General features: G+C 70.0%; 16 protein-coding genes. 9 read left to right on the top strand and 7 right to left on the bottom strand.

Features of this window, described 5'->3' with window-relative positions:
• Nucleotides 1-458: 458 nt before the first annotated feature.
• Entirely contained in the window at nucleotides 459-1,373 is a 915-nt protein-coding gene (locus tag H5411_RS30715; RefSeq protein WP_101437921.1) for a proteasome assembly chaperone family protein, read from the bottom strand.
• 176 nt (nucleotides 1,374-1,549) lie between these two features.
• Between H5411_RS30715 and H5411_RS30710 the strand changes: the two genes are divergently transcribed.
• The 6 genes from H5411_RS30710 (at nucleotide 1,550) to H5411_RS30685 (ending at nucleotide 7,596) form a co-directional block, all read left to right on the top strand.
• Nucleotides 1,550-2,062 carry a PH domain-containing protein gene (locus tag H5411_RS30710; protein WP_183125861.1) on the top strand — a complete coding sequence of 171 codons (513 nt, stop codon included), beginning with the start codon at nucleotides 1,550-1,552 and terminating at the stop codon, nucleotides 2,060-2,062.
• Nucleotides 2,059-3,588, top strand: a complete 1,530-nt coding sequence (locus H5411_RS30705; protein WP_183125860.1) for a PH domain-containing protein — start codon at nucleotides 2,059-2,061, stop codon at nucleotides 3,586-3,588. The genes H5411_RS30710 and H5411_RS30705 overlap by 4 nt, the downstream gene beginning before the upstream one ends.
• A gap of 62 nt (nucleotides 3,589-3,650) precedes the next feature.
• Nucleotides 3,651-4,406: an IclR family transcriptional regulator gene (locus H5411_RS30700; RefSeq protein ID WP_183125859.1), complete on the top strand. Its 756-nt coding sequence runs from the start codon at nucleotides 3,651-3,653 to the stop codon at nucleotides 4,404-4,406.
• Nucleotides 4,407-4,422: 16 nt separating this feature from the next.
• Nucleotides 4,423-4,923, top strand: coding sequence for a GNAT family N-acetyltransferase (locus tag H5411_RS30695; protein ID WP_183125858.1), 501 nt, complete (start codon nucleotides 4,423-4,425; stop codon nucleotides 4,921-4,923).
• Between the two features lie 390 nt (nucleotides 4,924-5,313).
• Nucleotides 5,314-5,511 carry a hypothetical protein gene (locus H5411_RS30690; RefSeq protein WP_183125857.1) on the top strand — a complete coding sequence of 66 codons (198 nt, stop codon included), beginning with the start codon at nucleotides 5,314-5,316 and terminating at the stop codon, nucleotides 5,509-5,511.
• Between the two features lie 1,074 nt (nucleotides 5,512-6,585).
• Nucleotides 6,586-7,596 carry an esterase-like activity of phytase family protein gene (locus H5411_RS30685; protein WP_246369451.1) on the top strand — a complete coding sequence of 337 codons (1,011 nt, stop codon included), beginning with the start codon at nucleotides 6,586-6,588 and terminating at the stop codon, nucleotides 7,594-7,596.
• Between the two features lie 62 nt (nucleotides 7,597-7,658).
• Here the strand turns inward: H5411_RS30685 and H5411_RS30680 are convergent, their stop codons facing one another.
• The 3 genes from H5411_RS30680 to H5411_RS30670 all read right to left on the bottom strand — a co-directional run bounded on the left by H5411_RS30680 (nucleotide 7,659) and on the right by H5411_RS30670 (nucleotide 10,617).
• A complete protein-coding gene (locus H5411_RS30680) occupies nucleotides 7,659-8,930 on the bottom strand; it encodes an aminotransferase family protein (RefSeq protein ID WP_183125855.1) in 1,272 nt (423 codons plus the stop codon).
• A gap of 69 nt (nucleotides 8,931-8,999) precedes the next feature.
• A complete protein-coding gene (locus H5411_RS30675) occupies nucleotides 9,000-9,275 on the bottom strand; it encodes a hypothetical protein (RefSeq protein WP_183125854.1) in 276 nt (91 codons plus the stop codon).
• Between the two features lie 13 nt (nucleotides 9,276-9,288).
• Nucleotides 9,289-10,617: an MFS transporter gene (locus H5411_RS30670; RefSeq protein ID WP_183125853.1), complete on the bottom strand. Its 1,329-nt coding sequence runs from the start codon at nucleotides 10,615-10,617 to the stop codon at nucleotides 9,289-9,291.
• Between the two features lie 246 nt (nucleotides 10,618-10,863).
• Between H5411_RS30670 and H5411_RS30665 the strand changes: the two genes are divergently transcribed.
• Nucleotides 10,864-11,544, top strand: coding sequence for a GntR family transcriptional regulator (locus tag H5411_RS30665; RefSeq protein ID WP_183125852.1), 681 nt, complete (start codon nucleotides 10,864-10,866; stop codon nucleotides 11,542-11,544).
• A 43-nt stretch (nucleotides 11,545-11,587) separates the two neighbouring features.
• Here the strand turns inward: H5411_RS30665 and H5411_RS30660 are convergent, their stop codons facing one another.
• Both H5411_RS30660 and H5411_RS30655 read right to left on the bottom strand, forming a co-directional pair.
• The gene (locus H5411_RS30660; RefSeq protein ID WP_183125851.1) at nucleotides 11,588-12,022 is read right to left on the bottom strand and encodes an EVE domain-containing protein; all 435 of its coding nucleotides are present in this window, start codon (nucleotides 12,020-12,022) and stop codon (nucleotides 11,588-11,590) included.
• A gap of 116 nt (nucleotides 12,023-12,138) precedes the next feature.
• Nucleotides 12,139-12,507 carry a VOC family protein gene (locus tag H5411_RS30655; RefSeq protein WP_183125864.1) on the bottom strand — a complete coding sequence of 123 codons (369 nt, stop codon included), beginning with the start codon at nucleotides 12,505-12,507 and terminating at the stop codon, nucleotides 12,139-12,141.
• A gap of 63 nt (nucleotides 12,508-12,570) precedes the next feature.
• Here H5411_RS30655 and H5411_RS30650 point away from each other — a divergent pair, with 63 nt between their 5' ends.
• Nucleotides 12,571-13,020: a MarR family winged helix-turn-helix transcriptional regulator gene (locus H5411_RS30650; RefSeq protein ID WP_183125850.1), complete on the top strand. Its 450-nt coding sequence runs from the start codon at nucleotides 12,571-12,573 to the stop codon at nucleotides 13,018-13,020.
• Between the two features lies 1 nt (nucleotide 13,021).
• Here H5411_RS30650 and H5411_RS30645 read toward each other — a convergent pair whose 3' ends face one another.
• The gene (locus tag H5411_RS30645) at nucleotides 13,022-14,668 is read right to left on the bottom strand and encodes a thiamine pyrophosphate-binding protein (RefSeq protein WP_183125849.1); all 1,647 of its coding nucleotides are present in this window, start codon (nucleotides 14,666-14,668) and stop codon (nucleotides 13,022-13,024) included.
• 183 nt (nucleotides 14,669-14,851) lie between these two features.
• Between H5411_RS30645 and H5411_RS30640 the strand changes: the two genes are divergently transcribed.
• Entirely contained in the window at nucleotides 14,852-16,219 is a 1,368-nt protein-coding gene (locus H5411_RS30640; protein ID WP_183125848.1) for a WS/DGAT/MGAT family O-acyltransferase, read from the top strand.
• Nucleotides 16,220-16,353 lie beyond the last annotated feature (134 nt).

Below are 16,353 nucleotides of genomic sequence, written 5' to 3'. Positions count from 1 at the left end.
TTCAGGGGTCCCCCACGAGCCTTCGCGGGAGCTGAACCATGCGGGTCCGCCTCCGCTCAGCCGGTGCTCCGCGCCCTGGCGAGCAACGCGCCGCCGAACCCGCCGCCCAGGCCGCTGCGGAGAAACCCGTTTCGGGGGAGCGCCTTGCTACGGAGGCTGGCGCGGAAGCTCTTCACGCTCGCCGAGCCTGGGCGGGGCCGAGCAGGCGCTGGTCACGTCGCGCCCCAGCCGAGCGCCCCACACCGCATCGGGCCGCTTCAGACCTGAGCGGCACGGATGCCGCCAAGCGACAACCGAGCCGAACAGCTAGCCTGAACGCAGATGTCATCCACCACACCCGCCACCGCAGCCTTGCGGCAACGTGCGGGCCGCACCATGTCCGGCGTGGCGATCATGACAGCCCGGCTCTGGTGGGCCTGGCAGACGGTCCGATCCGCAGGCGTCGCTTACCTCTCGGCTCAGCGTTCGGAGCCGTCCCCGCCCTGTTCGGCGAGAAATCGCTCGAACTGCGAGCCCAGCTCTTCCGCTGTCGGCATGTGTTCCTGCGATTCGGCGAGCAGGCTGTGCCCGGAAGCTTCGGTGAACGTGTCGTACTGACGCTCCAGCGCGCGCACCACGTCCGCGGATTCCTCGGATTCCGCGACCTGGCGGTCGATTTCCGCCTTGGCCACCTCGGCCGCGGTGCGCAGTTCGCCGTCGGGCAGGCGCAGGCCAGTGGCCTTGCCGATCGAGTCGAGGATCGTCAGCGCGGCGGCGGGGTAGGTCGACTGCGCCAGGTAGTGCGGCACGTGCGCGGCGAAGCCCATCGCGTCGTGGCCCCATTCGCCGAAGCGGTATTCCAGCATGGCGGCGATGCTGCCCGGGACCTGCATGCGGTTCGGCAGCGGCTGGTGCTCGCCGATCAGGTGCTCGCGGGTCGCGTGCGCGGTGACGCCGAGCGGGCGCGTGTGCGGGGCCCCCATCGGGATCCCGTGGTAGCCGACGGTGAGCCGCACGCCCCAGCGCTCCACCAGCTGGCGCACGGCGGCCGCGAACAGCTCCCATTCGCGGTCCGGCTCCAGGCCGGAAAGCAGCAGGAACGGGATGCCGTCGTCGTCGTGCAGCAGGCGAACGACCAGCTCGGGGGTCTCGTATTCCTCCCAGTGGTCGACCGCGTAGATCATCGCCGGGCGGCGCGACCGGTAGTCGATGAGCCGGTCGACGTCGAACCGCGCGACGATCCGGTTCTCGACCTCGCCGGTGAGGTGGTCGGTGACCAGGCGCCCGGCCGAACCCGCGTCCATGAAGCCCTCGAAGAAGTGCAGGAGCACCGCTCCGTTCAGGTCGGGGACGTCCGAGTCCACCTCGTACAGTTCCTCGGGATCGAGTCCCACCGGATCCTCCTGCTGCTTCTCGCTTGCACGGACGTACGCGGTACAACGCGGCCCGGCTGCGAATCCATCCCGCTCGCGGCGGAAATAGTAACGCCCCGCACTCGTCGGCCACCCGGATCGGGGCATCGTGACACTTGTCGTGGGCATCGCCGCGTCCGGTCGGGCACTCTGAGCAGGTGAACATCGAGGAGTCCACCACGCTTGAACTGCGGCTGCGCCCGCCCGAACACCGGGTGAGCCGCCGGGCGATCGGCCACTGGGCGGCGTCGGCGGGGGCCGGCTGGCTGCTCGTGGTCGCGGTGCAGGCGGTGGTGGTCGCGACCGCGGACGACCCGCCGTCGTGGCTCACCGTGACGCTGCTGCTCTCCTGCGTGCTGGCCCCGCTGCACCTGCTCGTCATGCCGCAGTGGCGCTACCGCGTGCACCGCTGGGAAGTCACCGCCGAGGCCGTCTACACCCAGTCCGGCTGGCTGAAGCAGGAGTGGCGGATCGCGCCGATCTCGCGGATCCAGACGGTGGACGTCGAACGCGGCCCGCTGGAGCAGCTGTTCGGGCTGTCCCGGCTCACCGTCACCACCGCGTCCGCCGCCGGGCCGCTGCGCATCTCCGGGCTCGACCGTGACGTCGCGGTCTCGCTGGCCGACGAGCTGACCCACACCACGCAGGCCGTGCGCGGGGACGCGACGTGAACGCCGCCGCGCCTTCCCCGCCGGTCGCCGCCGAAGGCACCGGCGACGCGCCCTGGCATCGCCTCGACCGCCGGATGTTGCTGATCCGCCCGGTCCTCGACCTCGTGAAGTCGCTGCCGGTACTCGTTGGTGCGCTGCTGCTCGGCCACGGAAACAACTGGCAGTGGATCGGTCTCGCCGCCACCGCGGTGACGATCGGCGTCGGCATTTCGCACTGCCTCACCTCGCGCTACCGCGTCACCGCGACCCAGATCGAATGGCACACCGGGCTGCTGCTGCGCAAGCAACGCGCGATTCCGCGCGATCGAATCCGTACCGTAGACGTGCTTTCGGAACCGAAACATCGGCTTTTCTCGCTGTCTGCGGTACGAATCGGCACCGGACGGCATGATCACGGAAAAGGACCGGGCAAGGACCAGCTCGTGCTCGACGCGGTCACCCGCGCGGAGGCCGAGCGGCTGCGGGCCCTGTTGCTGCACCGGAAAACCGTGGAAACCGAAGCGCCGCAACCGCCGGAATCGCTCGTCGCCGAGGTCGACAAACGCTGGGTGCGGTACGCGCCGTTCACGTTGTCCGGGCTCGCGGTGGTCGCCGCGATCCTCGGCACCGTCTATCACTTCGCGCACGAACTGCACTTCGATCCGACAAGTTTCGGGCCGCTGCGCGACCTCACCAACCGCGCGCTCGAACAACCGGTGTGGCTCACCGTGGTGCTCGCGGCGGCCGGGCTGCTCGTGCTCGTGTCGGTGCTGTCGGTCGGCGGATACGTGTTGTCGTTCTGGAACTTCCGGCTCACCCGCGAACCGGGCGGCACGCTGCACATCCGGCGCGGCCTGATCACGACGCGGTCGGTGTCGATCGAGGAAGACCGGTTGCGCGGCGTCGAGATCAAGGAACCGTTGCCGCTGCGGATGGTCGGCGGCGCGAAATGCGTCGCGGTCGCGGCCGGGCTGCGCGAGGGCAAGGGCGCGGACCGCGGCGGCGGCCTGCTGCTGCCGCCTGCTCCGGCCGGGAAAGCCCGGGAGATCGCGAGCGAGGTGCTCGGCGCGGACTTCACGAATGTCCCCCTCGTGCGGCATTCCCGGCGCGCGCTGACCCGCCGGCTCACCCGCGCCGTATTCGCCGTGCTGGCGCTGTCGGCCGCACTGTTCGCGCTGGCCTGGCTGGATGTACTGCCGGAATGGCCGTGGCAGGCCGCGCTCGTGCTGCTGCCGTTCGCCGTCCTAGTCGGCTTCGACCGGTACCGCTCGCTCGGCCACGCGATCACCGGCCGCTACCTCGTCACCCGTTCCGGGTCGCTGGCCAGGGCGACGGTCGCCGTCCGGCGGGACCGGCTCACCGGGATCGTCGTGCACCAGTCGCTGTTCCAGCGGCGGGCCGGACTGGTCACCGTCATCGCGCCCGTTGCCGCCGGCCGGGGGCACTACCGCGTGCTGGATGTCGACGAAGGCGCCGGGCTCGCTCTCGCGGACACCGCCGTCCCCGGATTGCTGACCCCGTTTCTCGCCGGGGCGGAAAAACCGTGACCTGTGGTAATTTACCGACGCGTTCGTAACTGGATTTGGTGAACTCGCGAAGAGGTTTCACGATGTCTGAGCCCGGTCTCCGTCGCACGGCCGGGGCCAACAGTTCCCGGAAAGTGCTCCAGTTGCTGTTGTCGTTCACCGAGCGGCGCTGGGAGGCCAGCGTGGCGGAACTCGCCGAGGCGATCGGCAGTCCGGTCGCCACTACCTACCGTTACGTGCAGTTGCTGAAAGAATTGCAGCTGCTCGAAGAGTCCCGGTCCGGGCGCTATCACGTCACCAGCCGCGTCATGCCGCTCGCGCGCGCCGCCCGGCTCGCGAACGACCTGGCCCGGGTCGCGCGGCCGGTGATGGAAGAGGCCGTGCGCGAACTCGGCGAGACCGTCCTGCTGTTCCAGCACTTCGGCGAGGCCGCGGTGTGCAGCGACCTGGTCGAATGCGACCGCCCGATGCGGTTCACGTTCCAGCCGGGGCATTCGATCCCGCTCGGCGTCGGCGCGACCGGGAAGATGCTGCTCGCCCTCCTGCCCGACGGCGAACGCGAACGCCAGGTCGCCCGGATCGCCCGGGAACGCGGCGCCGAGGTGCGCGACGCCCTCAAGGACGCGCTGGCCAATCGCTTCATGCAGAGCTGGGGCGAGATCGAGGACGGCGTGTGGTGCTGCTCGGTGCCGGTCAGCGCCGACCGGCACCGGCCGAGCGTCCTGACCTTCGTCGGGCCGGCCACCCGCATCGGCGACGGCGAGCGCCAGCGGGCGATCGCGGCGTTGCGCTCTTACGCCGAGCAGATCGGAAATGCGATTTCCGAATACTCCGTGTAGCCGTAAAATCGGGCCAGTGATCCGTCTCGCCGCTTCGGCCGACCTTCCCGTGCTGCCCGATCTCGAACGCGCCGCCGGAGAACCGTTCCGGACCGTCGGCATGGCCGAGATCGCCGACGACGCACCGCCTTCGGTCGAGGACCTCGCGGCATTCCAGGCCGCGGGCCGATGCTGGGTCTGGGACGACGACGGGACGATCGCGGCGTACGTGCTCGCCGAGGAGGTCGACGGTTTCGGCCACGTGGAACAGGTTTCGCTGCTGCCGAGCCACGCGCGCCGCGGGCTGGGGCGGGCGCTGATCGAGACGGTCGGCGACTGGGCCGCGGAGCGCGGGCGGTCCGGGCTGACACTGACGACGTTCGCCGAGGTGCCGTGGAACGCGCCCTACTACGAGCGGCTCGGGTTCCGCGTGCTGGCCGACGAGGAGCAGGGTCCGGCGCTGCGAGAGATCCGGCGGGCGGAAATCGCGCGAGGGCTGGACCGGTGGCCTCGGGTGGCGATGGTGCGGGCGCGGTGAGGTCTGCCCGGTTGACTTGGGTTTCTGTTGGGACACAAGCGATTCCGCTTCGGTTACGCTGAGGTCGTCCGCACCGCATAGCCTTCGATGCTCGGCCGCGGCGAACGCCGGGCCGCCCGAGGGAAGGGCCGCTGGCCGCTCTGGCTCGACCCTGCGCCTCGGCCGCGCTCCGTCCGAGATCCCGCTGCGAACTCCCGTCTACGAACCGATTTCCGCCGCCGCACCGGCGGACTCGACCCACGGGCACGGTCCGGGGTCGCTCGGGAGGGGGACCTGGATTGCCCAGGGAATCGAACACGTGTTCTACTGGTTGGGCCGGCCCCGGAGGGGGAAGCTCCGCGGGCCGGCGCCCACGCAGAACCCGTCCGTCGATCGATCCCAGGAGGCAGTGTGGCGGTCAAGATCACCCACCTCGCCAGTGGTCAGCAGGTCCGCTTCGCGAACGCGGACGGCGCCCGCCGCTATGCCGAGATCATGGGAGGCGGCGTGGACAAATGGCGCTTCACGATCGTCCCCGGCGACACCGGGACCCCCGGAATGCCAGCGGCGGTCGTCAACGTGCCGGTGTGGCGGACCACCGCCCGGTGACTGCCGCTCTGCACCCGGTGACGCCGCCCGGCGTGGCGGAACCACAAGCCAGGTGACCGCCGCTCGGTGACTGCCATACGGTGACTGTCACCCGGCACTCGGTGACGCCGCCCGGCGTGGCGGAACCACAAGCCCGGTGACCGCCGCACGGTGACTGTCGCCCGGCGTGGGTGCCCGCCGCCTGGTGACCGCCGCCGGGTTTGGCGGAACTGCAAGCCCGACGACTGCCGCCCGGTGGCCGGTGACCGCCGTCGGGGTGGCGGACCGCCGCCCGGCGATAGGTGATCACCGCCCGGCGTGGCAGACCGCAAGCCCGACGACTCTCGCCCAACACCCGGTGACCGCCGCCCGGCGTGGCAGCCCGGTGGCCGATGACCGCCGCCCGGCGTAGTGGAACCACAAGCCCGACGACTGCCGCCCGGTGACCGGTGACCGCCGCCCGGCGTGACTGCCGCCGCCTGGTGACCGCCGCCGGGTTTGGCGCAACCGCAAGCCCGGCGACTGCCGCCCGGTGACCGGTGACCGCCGTCGGCGTGGCGGAACCGCAGCCCGCCGACCGCCGCCCGGCGTGGTCGAACCACAAGCCCGACGACTCTCCCCCAGCACCCGGCAACCGCCGCCCGGCGTGGCAGCCGGCCACCCGGGTGGCCGACGACCGCCGCCCGGCGCGATCGAACCACAAGCCCAACGACTCTCCCCCAGCACCCAGTGACCGCCGCCCGGCGTGGCAGCCTGGCACCCGGGTGGCCGCCGCTCAGTGATTGTCGCTCGGCGTCCGGGCGCTGTCGCCGGATGGCCGTTTGCCGTTGACAGCACGGTGATCGGCCCAGCGCGGAACCGCCGTGCCGGTCATCGGGACAACATCACCTGCTGTTTGTTGCTTACTGGCCACGCGTTGTGCTCCACTGTCGATCATCCACTGCTGTAAGTCCCGTGAAGCGGGACCGCCGCTTGTCAGCAGCGACCACCTCGGCACGGCCCTGCACCCGTGCCCGACGGACAGAAGGAGCGGCTCCTTTGCTTGCGCACCAGCGTGCCCTACCTCGGCGTGGAAAAATCCGGGTCACTGTCGCGTTGTCGGTCCTCGCACTCGCGGCCGGGGCCGGGGCGGCCCACGCGGCACCGACAGCTGCCCCGGCGGCAGCTACCCCCGCAGCAGCCATCCCGAAAGCCACGGCGTGGCCCGGCGGGTCGAAGGTCTCCATCGCCGATGACGCCGGGGTTTTCGGCAGCAACCTCAGCGGCGTGTCGTACGAATCGCCCACCGTGTTGTGGGCAGTAAAAAACGGCCCGAGCACCCTGTACCGGCTAGTCCCGGACGGAAGCAAATGGCGGCCCGACACCGCCAACGGCTGGTCCGAGGGCAAGGCCCTGCACTACCCCGACGGCAGCGGCGACCCGGACGCCGAAGGAGTCGTCGTCACCCCGGACGGGGTCTTCACCTCCACCGAGCGCGACAACGACAACGGCGACACGAGCAAGCCCGCCGTGCTCCGCTACGCCGTCTCCGGGTCGGGCAAGGCGCTGAACGCAACCGGGGAATGGGACCTCACGTCGGATCTGCCGTCGGTCGAGCCCAACAAGGGCCTCGAGGCCATCGCCTGGGTGCCCGACTCGGCGCTCACCGCGCACAAATTCCGGGACGAGCACACGAAAGCCGCCTACAACCCGGCGAGCTACCCGAACCATGGGACCGGCCTGTACTTCGTCGGCCTGGAGGCCAACGGCAAGGTCTACGCGTACGCGCTCGACCAGTCCGGGAGCAAGTACACGCGCGTCGCCACCATCGACAGCGGGTTCCCGGCGGTGATGGACCTCGAATACGAACCGGCGACCGGCCATCTGTGGGCCGAATGCGACAACACGTGCAAGGGCCGCACCACGACGCTCGACGTCAACGCGACGGGCGCGTTCGCGGTCACCGCGCAATACGACCGCCCGTCCGGGATGGCGAATTACAACAACGAGGGTTTCGCGATCGCGCCGCAGTCGACGTGCGCGAACGGGACCAAGCAGGTCGTGTGGTCCGACGACGACAACGACGACAACCACGCCCTGCGCACCGGGACGCTCGCCTGTAAGTAGTCCTTTGTAGACATACGACTGCGGCGGCGCCGGAAATCCCGGTGCCGCCGCAGTAAAAAACGTCAGTTCTTCAGCAACCGGTCCAGCGCCCGCGGAACGGCCGCGGCCAGCAGGTCCAGCTCCGCTTCCTCGGCCACCAGCGGCGGCGACACCGCCATTCCCTTGCCGAGCGAGCGCACGATCACGCCCTCCTCGAGCAGGAACTTGTGCAGCCGGCCGGGCGCACCCGGGTCCGCGGCAAGCAGGTCCGGCGCAAGTTCCACCGCGGCCAGGAACCCCAGCCCGGCCCGGACTTCCGCCACCGCCGGATGCCCGACGGCCCCGGAAAGCGCGTCCGCGAGCGGCTTCTCCAGCGCCTTGCCGCGCGGGATGATGTCGTCGCGCTCGTAGATGTCCAGCGTCGCGTTCGCCGCGGCGCAAGCGACCGGGTGCCCGGCGTACGTCGCGCCGTGGCGCAGGATCGGCGCGCCCGGGCGGCCGGTGAAGAACGGCTCCGCCACGTGCGGTGCCACCAGCAGCACGCCCAGCGGGATAGTCCCGCTCGTCACGCCCTTCGCTGTGGTCACCAAGTCCGGCTGCACCGACCACCGGTCGATGCCGTACCAGGTGCCGAGCCGGCCCCACGCGCAGATCACGCAGTCGGCGACGAACAGCACCTCGTGCTTGCGGCAGATCGCCGCCACTTCCTCGATGTACCCGTCCGGCGGCAGCAGCACGCCGCCCGCACCGATGACTGGTTCGCAGAAGAACGCGGCGACCCGCTCCGGCCCCACCCGGAGGATTTCCTCCTCCAGCGCCGCCGCGTTGTCGTACGGCACCTGCGAGAAATCCGCGGCCGGCGGACCCCAGCCCTCCGCGTTCGCCGGGATCCCGGCCGCGGCGGTCCCGAATCCGTGGGTGCCGTGGTAACCCTGGGTCCGGCTGATGACGTGGGTCTTGTCCGGGCGTCCAGTGTGGACGAAATAGGAGCGCGCGATCTTCACCGCGGTGTCCACCATGTCGCCGCCGCCCGAGCCGAGGAACACCTTCGACCCCGGCACCGGAGCCAGCTCGGACAGCCGCGACGCCAGCTTCAGCGCCGGTTCGTTCGCGACCCCGCCGAACAGGTTGTACGCGTCGAGCTTCTCCAGCTGCTCGGTGACCGCGCGGGTGATCTCGGGACGGCCGTGGCCGAGGTTCGAGTACCACAGCGACGCGGAGGCGTCGAAGTAGCGTCGGCCGGCGTCGTCCCACACATAGGACCCCTCGCCGCGGGTCACCACGAACCGGTTTCCGTCGACCGCGCCCATGTCCGCGAACGGGTGCCACAGCGGGTTCGGCTGCTGGTCCGGCATTGCTCCTCCTCGGGGTCGGCTCAACCGGCCGGCGCCGCGGGAAGCGGCGACCGGCCGCCGCCGCCCTTTCTACCCGCCCGGCCGGGGATCGGCGAACCGCGGCCCCTCGACGCGCGCCGTCGCGGAACTCCGCAGGCCGGCGTCCCGATGGCGATGTCCCCGGCCGGGCAGACCGGGCGCGTGCCGCCGCACCGGACGGCGGCACGCCAGCTCGCCCTGGTAGAGCTCGGCGGCGCGGACCAAATCGGCGTAGGCGTCGACGTGGATCCGGTTGATCGCGTCGTGCGCGTCCCGGGCGGCCGCTTCGAGCCACGCGCAGTAGTCCTTCCGGCTCTGGGTCCGCATCGCGCGCCCCCGCTCAGACGTTTTCGACTGTTGCCGCCGGTGCGTCCGCGGGCGCGGAACTGAGCGACGCGCCCTTCCGGTCCTTGACGAAGAAGCTCGTGACCAGGCCGATCACGGTCATCACGGCGAGGTAGCCGCCGACTGCGTAGACCGTTCCGGTGCTGGTCTGCAGTGCCTCGGCGATAGTCGGCGCGAACGCTCCGCCGAGCACTGCGCCGATCGCGTACGAGATCGCCGCGCCGCTGTAGCGGACCGTCGTCGGGTACATCTCCGCGTACAGCGCCGACTGCGGTCCGTAGGTCAACCCGAGCCCGACCGAGAACAGCACCAGCGCGAGCACGAGCATCCCGACGCTTCCCGTGTTGACCAGCTCGAAGAACGGGAACATCCAGACCAGCTGCAGCACGAACCCGATCTGATAGGTGCGCACTCGGCCGACGCGGTCGGCGAGCCAGCCACCGGCGAGCGTGCTCACCAGCCAGGCGACGGCGGAGATCATCACCGCGATGAGCACCGTCGACCGGTCCAGGTGCAGCGACTTGGTCGCGTACGACTGCACGTATCCGCCGGTGGTCATGTAGCCGACGGCGTTGTTGGCCGCGAACAGCAGTGCACCCGCGACGACCAGCTTCCAGTGGTGCCGGAACAACTGCACCAGCGGCATGCTCGACCGCGCCTTCTTCTCGCGGACCTCCTCGAACACCGGGCTTTCCGCGACCCGGGACCGGATCATCAGGCCGGCGACGATCAGCACCACGCTCAGCAGGAACGGGATCCGCCAGCCCCACGCGAGAAACTGCTCCGGCGTCGTCACCGCGGTGACCAGCGCGAGGACGCCATTGGCCAGCAGCAGCCCGATCGGCACGCCGATCTGCGGGAACGCGCCGTACAGCCCGCGCCGTTCCGCGGGAGCGTGCTCGACCGCGAGCAGGGCCGCGCCGCCCCATTCGCCGCCAGCCGACAGCCCCTGCACGATGCGCAGCAGCACCAGGATGATCGGTGCCCACACCCCGATCGACGCGGTGTTCGGCACCAGGCCGATCAGCACCGTCGAGATGCCCATCAGCAGCAGGGTGAGGATCAGCATCGCGCGCCTGCCCAGCCGGTCGCCGAGATGCCCGGCGATCACCGCGCCGATCGGGCGGAAGAAGAAACTGATGCCGACCGTCGCGAAGGACAGGATCAGCGCGTCCTTGCCGAGCACCGCGAAGTACTGCGTCGCGAAGACGAGACCGGCGCAGATCGCGTAGATGAAGAAGTCGAACCATTCGATGGTCGTGCCGACCATGGCCGCCAGCACGACACGGCGGTGCTCTCTGCTGATCCCGGTGGTGCGCGGCATTGCGCCTCCCTGCTGACGGTGCTCCCAGACTGGAGCAGATCGTATATAATCAGCCACCATTCCGACAAGCCTCACCACGGCGACTGAGCAGGAGCTTTGTCTACATCAGGCGAAACCACTGCGTGCGCGGCGATTTCAGTCAGCAGCCACGACGACTGGATAGTATATTATTTAGCGCCAGCAACCGACCGGTTACCGTGACCTGGACACCCCGCCCCGGCGGGTTGCGAAGGGGAGGCGTCAGGGATGTCCACAACGCACGAGCAGGCCGGCGGGCTCAGCAAGAGCCAGCACACGTATCAGGTGCTGAAATCCCGGATCACCGCCGGCGCGTACCCGGCCGGGCACCGGCTGGTGCTCGGTTCGCTGGCCAAGGAATTCGACGTGAGCACGGTTCCGGTGCGGGAAGCGGTGCGGCTGTTGCAGGCCGAGGGTCTGGTGCACTTCGAGCGCAACGTCGGCGCGACCGTCGCGGCGATCGACCCGGTCGGCTACGAGCACACGATGCAGATGCTCGCGATCGTGGAAAGCGCGGCCACCGCGCTCGCCGCGCCGCATCTGACGGCCGACGACCTCGCCGAGGCCGCTGAGCTCAACGACCGCCTGCGCGCCGGTCTCGACCAGCTCGAACCGGTCGAGTTCACCCGGCTCAACCACGAGTTCCACGAGGTGCTCTACACCCGCTGCCCCAACCCCAGCCTGGTCGACCTGGTCAACAAGGGCTGGGCCCAGCTCGCCGCGATCCGCGATTCGACGTTCTCGTTCGTGCCCGCCCGCGCGCTCGCCTCGGTCGCCGAACACGACCAGCTGCTGGACCTGATCCGCTCCGGTTCCGGAGCCGAATGGATCGAGCACTGCGCGCGGGCACACCGGTCCGCGACGCTGGACGCGTTCCTCAGCTGGCAAGCGGACACGCACCACAGCTGAGGCGAGACGGGCGCAGGTCCCCCGAGAGAGAACCGCGGCGCCGTCACGCGGTCATGTGCGTGAGGATCGTCGCGAAATCCTGCTGCGGAATGGCAAACAAGCCGCGGCGGAACGGCAAACCCCAATGCGCCGGGTCGGTGACGAAGGACAACTGGGCGACCAGCGGCTTGGCGTCCACTCGCGTGCAGGCGTGGAAGGAAGCCGCGAGCCGCCATGGTCGGAAGTCGTCACTGACGTAGGCCTGGTAAGGCTTTTCGCCGGTAATGGTGGCCCATGCGGTGAACTGCCGGACGGGTGCGCCTCCCCGCAAACTCGTGCGCGGCGAGTAGAAAATCATCTCGTCGCCTGGACTTGGCTGGCGAAGACGGGTGCCCGCACCGTGGTCCGCTTGCGTGAAGCCGCCCTCGATGGCCGCTTCGACGTGGTCCAGGCTGACGGTGTTGATCCAGAATCGCTGACCGGAGGGGACGTCGTTCATTTCGCCGTCAACTTCTCCACGAGACCGGTTGATATGCGACTTCCCGCCCCACTACGACCGACCTCGCTTCGCGCTGACCGAGTGCTCCGGTCGCTCCGAAATCCAGGCTGCTCGTCTCAGCCACGGTCGTGAAGGGTGACGTGGTAGCCGTCGGGGTCGGCGAAGGTGAACGTCCGGCCGAAGGGACCGTCGATCGGCGCGGAGACGATGGGGTGCCCGTCGGCGACGAGCGCGTCGTGAATGGCCTGGACGTCGGTGGCGAGCAGCCAGATCGCGGCGCCGATGCCCGGGCGGGCGGCGGAGGCGAGATCGGTGCCGGGCACGACCTCGCGGAGGGCGAACGCGATCGGCTTCGTTGCGAAGACGACGGCGTGCGGCGGTCCGGCCGGCGAGCGGACCAGGCCGAGGTAGCGCTCGTAGAACGCCTGTGAAGCTTCCAGGTCACGCGCCTGGAGCGAGAGGAAATCGGGGCCGATGGCGGGCACGGTGCTGCTCCTTTTCGTCATGTCAGGTTCCTGACATGATCGACTGTATGTCAGAATCCTGACATGAGTCAAGACCGCGGCGGTGTCGACCTGGACAAGTCACTGGGCTATCTGCTGAAAGAAACCTCGAGCGCGCTGCGGGCAGCCATGGAGGAAGTGCTGCGTCCGCTCGGGATGACGGTGACGCACTACTCCTGCCTGGAACTGCTGGCTCAGCGGCCAGGCCTGTCGAATTCCGAGCTCGCGCGGGGCGCGTTCGTGACCCGGCAATCGATGAACGTGCTGCTCCAAGCCCTGGAACGGGACGGTTACGTGACCAGGCCCGCGGAGGCGCCGGTCGGCAAGGCTCTTCCCACCCGGCTCACGCCTCGCGGACGGCGAAGCCTGGAGAAGGCGAGCGCCGCGGTGCGGGCCGTCGAGGTCAGGATGCTGTCCGGGCTGACCGAGGCCGAGCAGGCGGACGCGTTCCGGATCCTGCGGAGCATGGCCCGTTCCCTGCGGGACGGCGCCTAGCTCAGCCGCGCGATTTCCGGTACCACCGCGGCGAAGTGTTCAGCGGCGGCTTGAGCTTCGCCCGCACCACCAGCACGTTCGGCTCGTCCGATTCGACGAATTCGCTCAGCAGGCGGCGAAACGCGCGGCCGAAGCCGGACACCCGGTCCGCGTGCACGCCGAACGAACGGGCCAGTCCGACGAAATCCGGGCTGTCCCAGTCGACTCCGCGATGCGGCAGGCCCTCCTGGTCCTGGTCGAAGCGCAGCATGCCGTAGCCGCCGTCGTCCACAACCACGACCGTCACCGGCAGCTGCTCCTCGGCGAGCGTCGCCAAATCCCCTACTGCGTAAAGGAAACCGCCGTCACCGGTCACGCACAGGACGCGCCCGCCACCAGCAGCCTCGGCCGCCGCGCCCGCGCCGAGCGACGCCGGGAAGCCATAGCCGAGCGTGCCCCAGCCCATCGGATACGCCAGCCGCCGCGGCGCGCGGATCCGGTGGAAGCCGCCGATCCAGTACCCGGCGACGCACATGTCGGCGACGATCGTCCCGTCCGCCGGGAGCACTTCCTCCAAAGTGGACAGAAAGTCGGCGGCCTGCGGTTCCTCGTCGCGGATGCGCCCGCGCACCCGGCGGCCGATGCCGGCCAGCCGCGCGGCCAGTTCGTCCAGGCCGGGCCGCTGTTCCGGATGCAGGGATTCGACGACGCGGCGGGCGTCGCCGACCAGGGTGACGTCCGGCCGGTAGTTCTTCGCCGCGTCGCCCGCGTCGACGTTGACCGCGATCAGCTTCGGCGGCGCGGGCATCAGCCAGTTCTGCGTCATCAGGCCGTCGAAATCGGTGCCGATCGCGAGCACCACGTCGGCCTCGTCCCACAGCTGCCCGACCTCCGGCGCGTGCACCGGATTCGGGGCCAGGCAAGGATGATCGAGCGGAAGCAGGCCGCGCGCGCCGAACGTGGTGAGCACCGGCGCGGCCAGCCGTTCAGCGAGCTTCCCGATCGCTTCCCCCGCTTCGGAGCGCAACGCACCGCCGCCCGCCCAGATCAGCGGACGGCGCGCGGACGCCAGCAGTTCCGCCGCGCGAGGCAGGTCCGGCAGGTCGAGCACGCGTTCCGCGGGCGGCGCGGGCGGTTCGCGCGGCGGCGTGGTTTCGCGGAGGAAATCGGTCGGAATGCCCAAATACACCGGGCCGCTTTGCGGCATCAGCGCGAGCCGGGCGGCGCGGTGCAGCGTCGCGGCGATCTGGTCCGCGCGGTGCACGGTGAAGCCCGCCTTGGTCACCGGCGCGAACATCGCCTGCTGGTCGGAAGTTTCGTGCAGTACCCCGCGCACGACACCCGGACGGCGCAACGTCGACGGAATGTCCGTGGCGATCACGAGCACCGGAGCCGCGGACGCCATCGCTTCGCCGACCGCGCCGAGCGTGTTCGCCGCGCCGGGGCCGGTGGTCACGAGCGCGACGCCGAGTTTTCCCGTCCTGCGGGCATAACCGTCGGCGGCGTACCCCGCGGTCTGTTCGTGCCGGACGTTGACGAGCCGGATCCCGGTGTCCGCCAACGCCTCCCACAGCGGCAGGTTGTGGACGCCAGGCAGGCCGAACACCACCTCGGTCCCGAGAGCCGTGAGCGCGTCCCCCAGCTGCTGAGCTCCAGTCCGTCCTGCCACGACCGCGATGGTATCCGCCTCGCGTAAGCAGCTGCAGACACGTCACCGGACAGGGTTTGTCATCGCCGCGCGGGCCGGTTGTCCCCCACCTGGCCGCGCGATCTGAATCACCGCCTTTTTCGTGCGTACACTCCGGGTGCCGGGGACGCCGAGGTTCCCGGCGCGGCGGAAAGGGGTGGCGCAATGCCGTTGATGCCGGTGACCGACTCGATGTTCCTGATGGTCGAGACCCGCGAGCACCCGATGCACGTCGGCGGGCTTCAGCTGTTCCGCAAACCCGAGGGCGCGGGCGAGGACTATCTCCGCGACCTGCGCCGCTCGCTGCTGGAATCGGACAACATGCGCAGTGTGTTCCGGATGCGGCCGAGCCGTCCGGTGAACACCGTCGGGCACGTGCGCTGGTCGCGGGACACCGATCTCGAACTCGACTACCACTTCCGGCATTCCGCGCTGCCGCAGCCGGGCCGGATCCGCGAACTGCTCGAACTCACCTCGCGCTGGCACAGCACGCTGCTCGACCGGCACCGGCCGCTGTGGGAAACGCACCTCATCGAAGGACTGCGCGACGGCCGGTTCGCGGTGTACTCGAAGATCCACCACGCGCTGATGGACGGCGTTTCGGCGCTGCGGCATCTGCAGGGCACGCTGTCGGACGACCCGGCCGACCTGGACTGCCCGCCGCCGTGGGGTTCGCGCGAGAAGCCGGCCACGAACCGCAACGGCCGCGCCTCGGCGTCGCCGTTCGCCCTGGTGGGCAAGACGTTCGAGCAGGTCGCGGGGATCGCGCCGGCCGCGGCCAAGGTGGCGCGCGAGGCGTTCCGCGAGCATCGACTCACGCTGCCGATGCAGGCGCCGAAGACGATGCTGAACGTGCCGATCGGCGGCGCGCGCCGGTTCGCCGCGCAGTCCTGGCCGCTCGACCGGGTGCGCGAGGTCGCGACCGCCGCGGGCGTGTCCCGCAACGACGTCGTGCTCGCCATGTGCTCCGGCGCGCTGCGGGATTACCTGATCGAACAGAGCGCGCTGCCGGACGCGCCGCTGGTCGCGATGGTCCCGGTGTCGCTGCGCCGCCGCGACTCCGGCGACGCGACCGGCAACAACATCGGCGCGCTGCTGTGCAATTTGGCCACCGATCTGACCGACCCGGCGGCGCGGCTGGCCGCGATCTCCGAATCGATGTCGAACGGCAAGAAGCTGTTCTCGCAGCTGTCGCCGTTGCAGACGCTGCTGCTGTCCGGGATCAACGTGGCCCAGCTCGGCGCGTCGCCGATCCCCGGTTTCGTCGGCAACACGCGGCCGCCGTTCAACCTGGTGATCTCGAACGTCCCCGGACCGCGCAAGCAGATGTACTGGAACGGCGCGGCGCTCGACGGCATCTACCCGGCGTCGGTGCTCCTCGACGGGCAGGCCCTGAACATCACGCTGACCAGCAACGGAGACAATCTCGACTTCGGCGTCACCGGGTGCCGGCGCAGTGTGCCGCACCTGCAGCGGATCCTGACGCACCTGGACACGGCACTCGCCGAGCTGGAATTCGCGACTCGGGTGTAGCCGGTCGATCGAGGTCTTCCGGACTGGCCCCGCGGACGTTCTCCTGGCACGGTGCTCACCACCGGGTTGCGGGCACCGCAGTTTCCGCGCCACGAGTGTCCTTTGTGGACTCTCATCGCTGTTCTTCTGGCGGT

It is taken from the genome of Amycolatopsis echigonensis, from assembly GCF_014174495.1.
Taxonomy (GTDB): Bacteria; Actinomycetota; Actinomycetes; order Mycobacteriales; family Pseudonocardiaceae; genus Amycolatopsis; species Amycolatopsis echigonensis.
The sequence above is the reverse complement of the archived record's forward strand: the minus strand, read 5'-3'. Positions and strand labels throughout refer to the sequence as shown.

Bases quoted from the DNA above. Each gene is read 5' to 3' on its own strand.
- H5411_RS30675 (WP_183125854.1), bottom strand. From the start codon at position 9,275: ATGCGGACCCAGAGCCGGAAGGACTACTGCGCGTGGCTCGAAGCGGCC.
- H5411_RS30670 (WP_183125853.1), bottom strand. From the start codon at position 10,617: ATGCCGCGCACCACCGGGATCAGCAGAGAGCACCGCCGTGTCGTGCTG.
- H5411_RS30660 (WP_183125851.1), bottom strand. From the start codon at position 12,022: ATGAACGACGTCCCCTCCGGTCAGCGATTCTGGATCAACACCGTCAGC.
- H5411_RS30665 (WP_183125852.1), top strand. From the start codon at position 10,864: ATGTCCACAACGCACGAGCAGGCCGGCGGGCTCAGCAAGAGCCAGCAC.
- H5411_RS30680 (WP_183125855.1), bottom strand. From the start codon at position 8,930: ATGCCGGACCAGCAGCCGAACCCGCTGTGGCACCCGTTCGCGGACATG.
- H5411_RS30650 (WP_183125850.1), top strand. From the start codon at position 12,571: ATGAGTCAAGACCGCGGCGGTGTCGACCTGGACAAGTCACTGGGCTAT.
- H5411_RS30640 (WP_183125848.1), top strand. From the start codon at position 14,852: ATGCCGTTGATGCCGGTGACCGACTCGATGTTCCTGATGGTCGAGACC.
- H5411_RS30700 (WP_183125859.1), top strand. From the start codon at position 3,651: ATGTCTGAGCCCGGTCTCCGTCGCACGGCCGGGGCCAACAGTTCCCGG.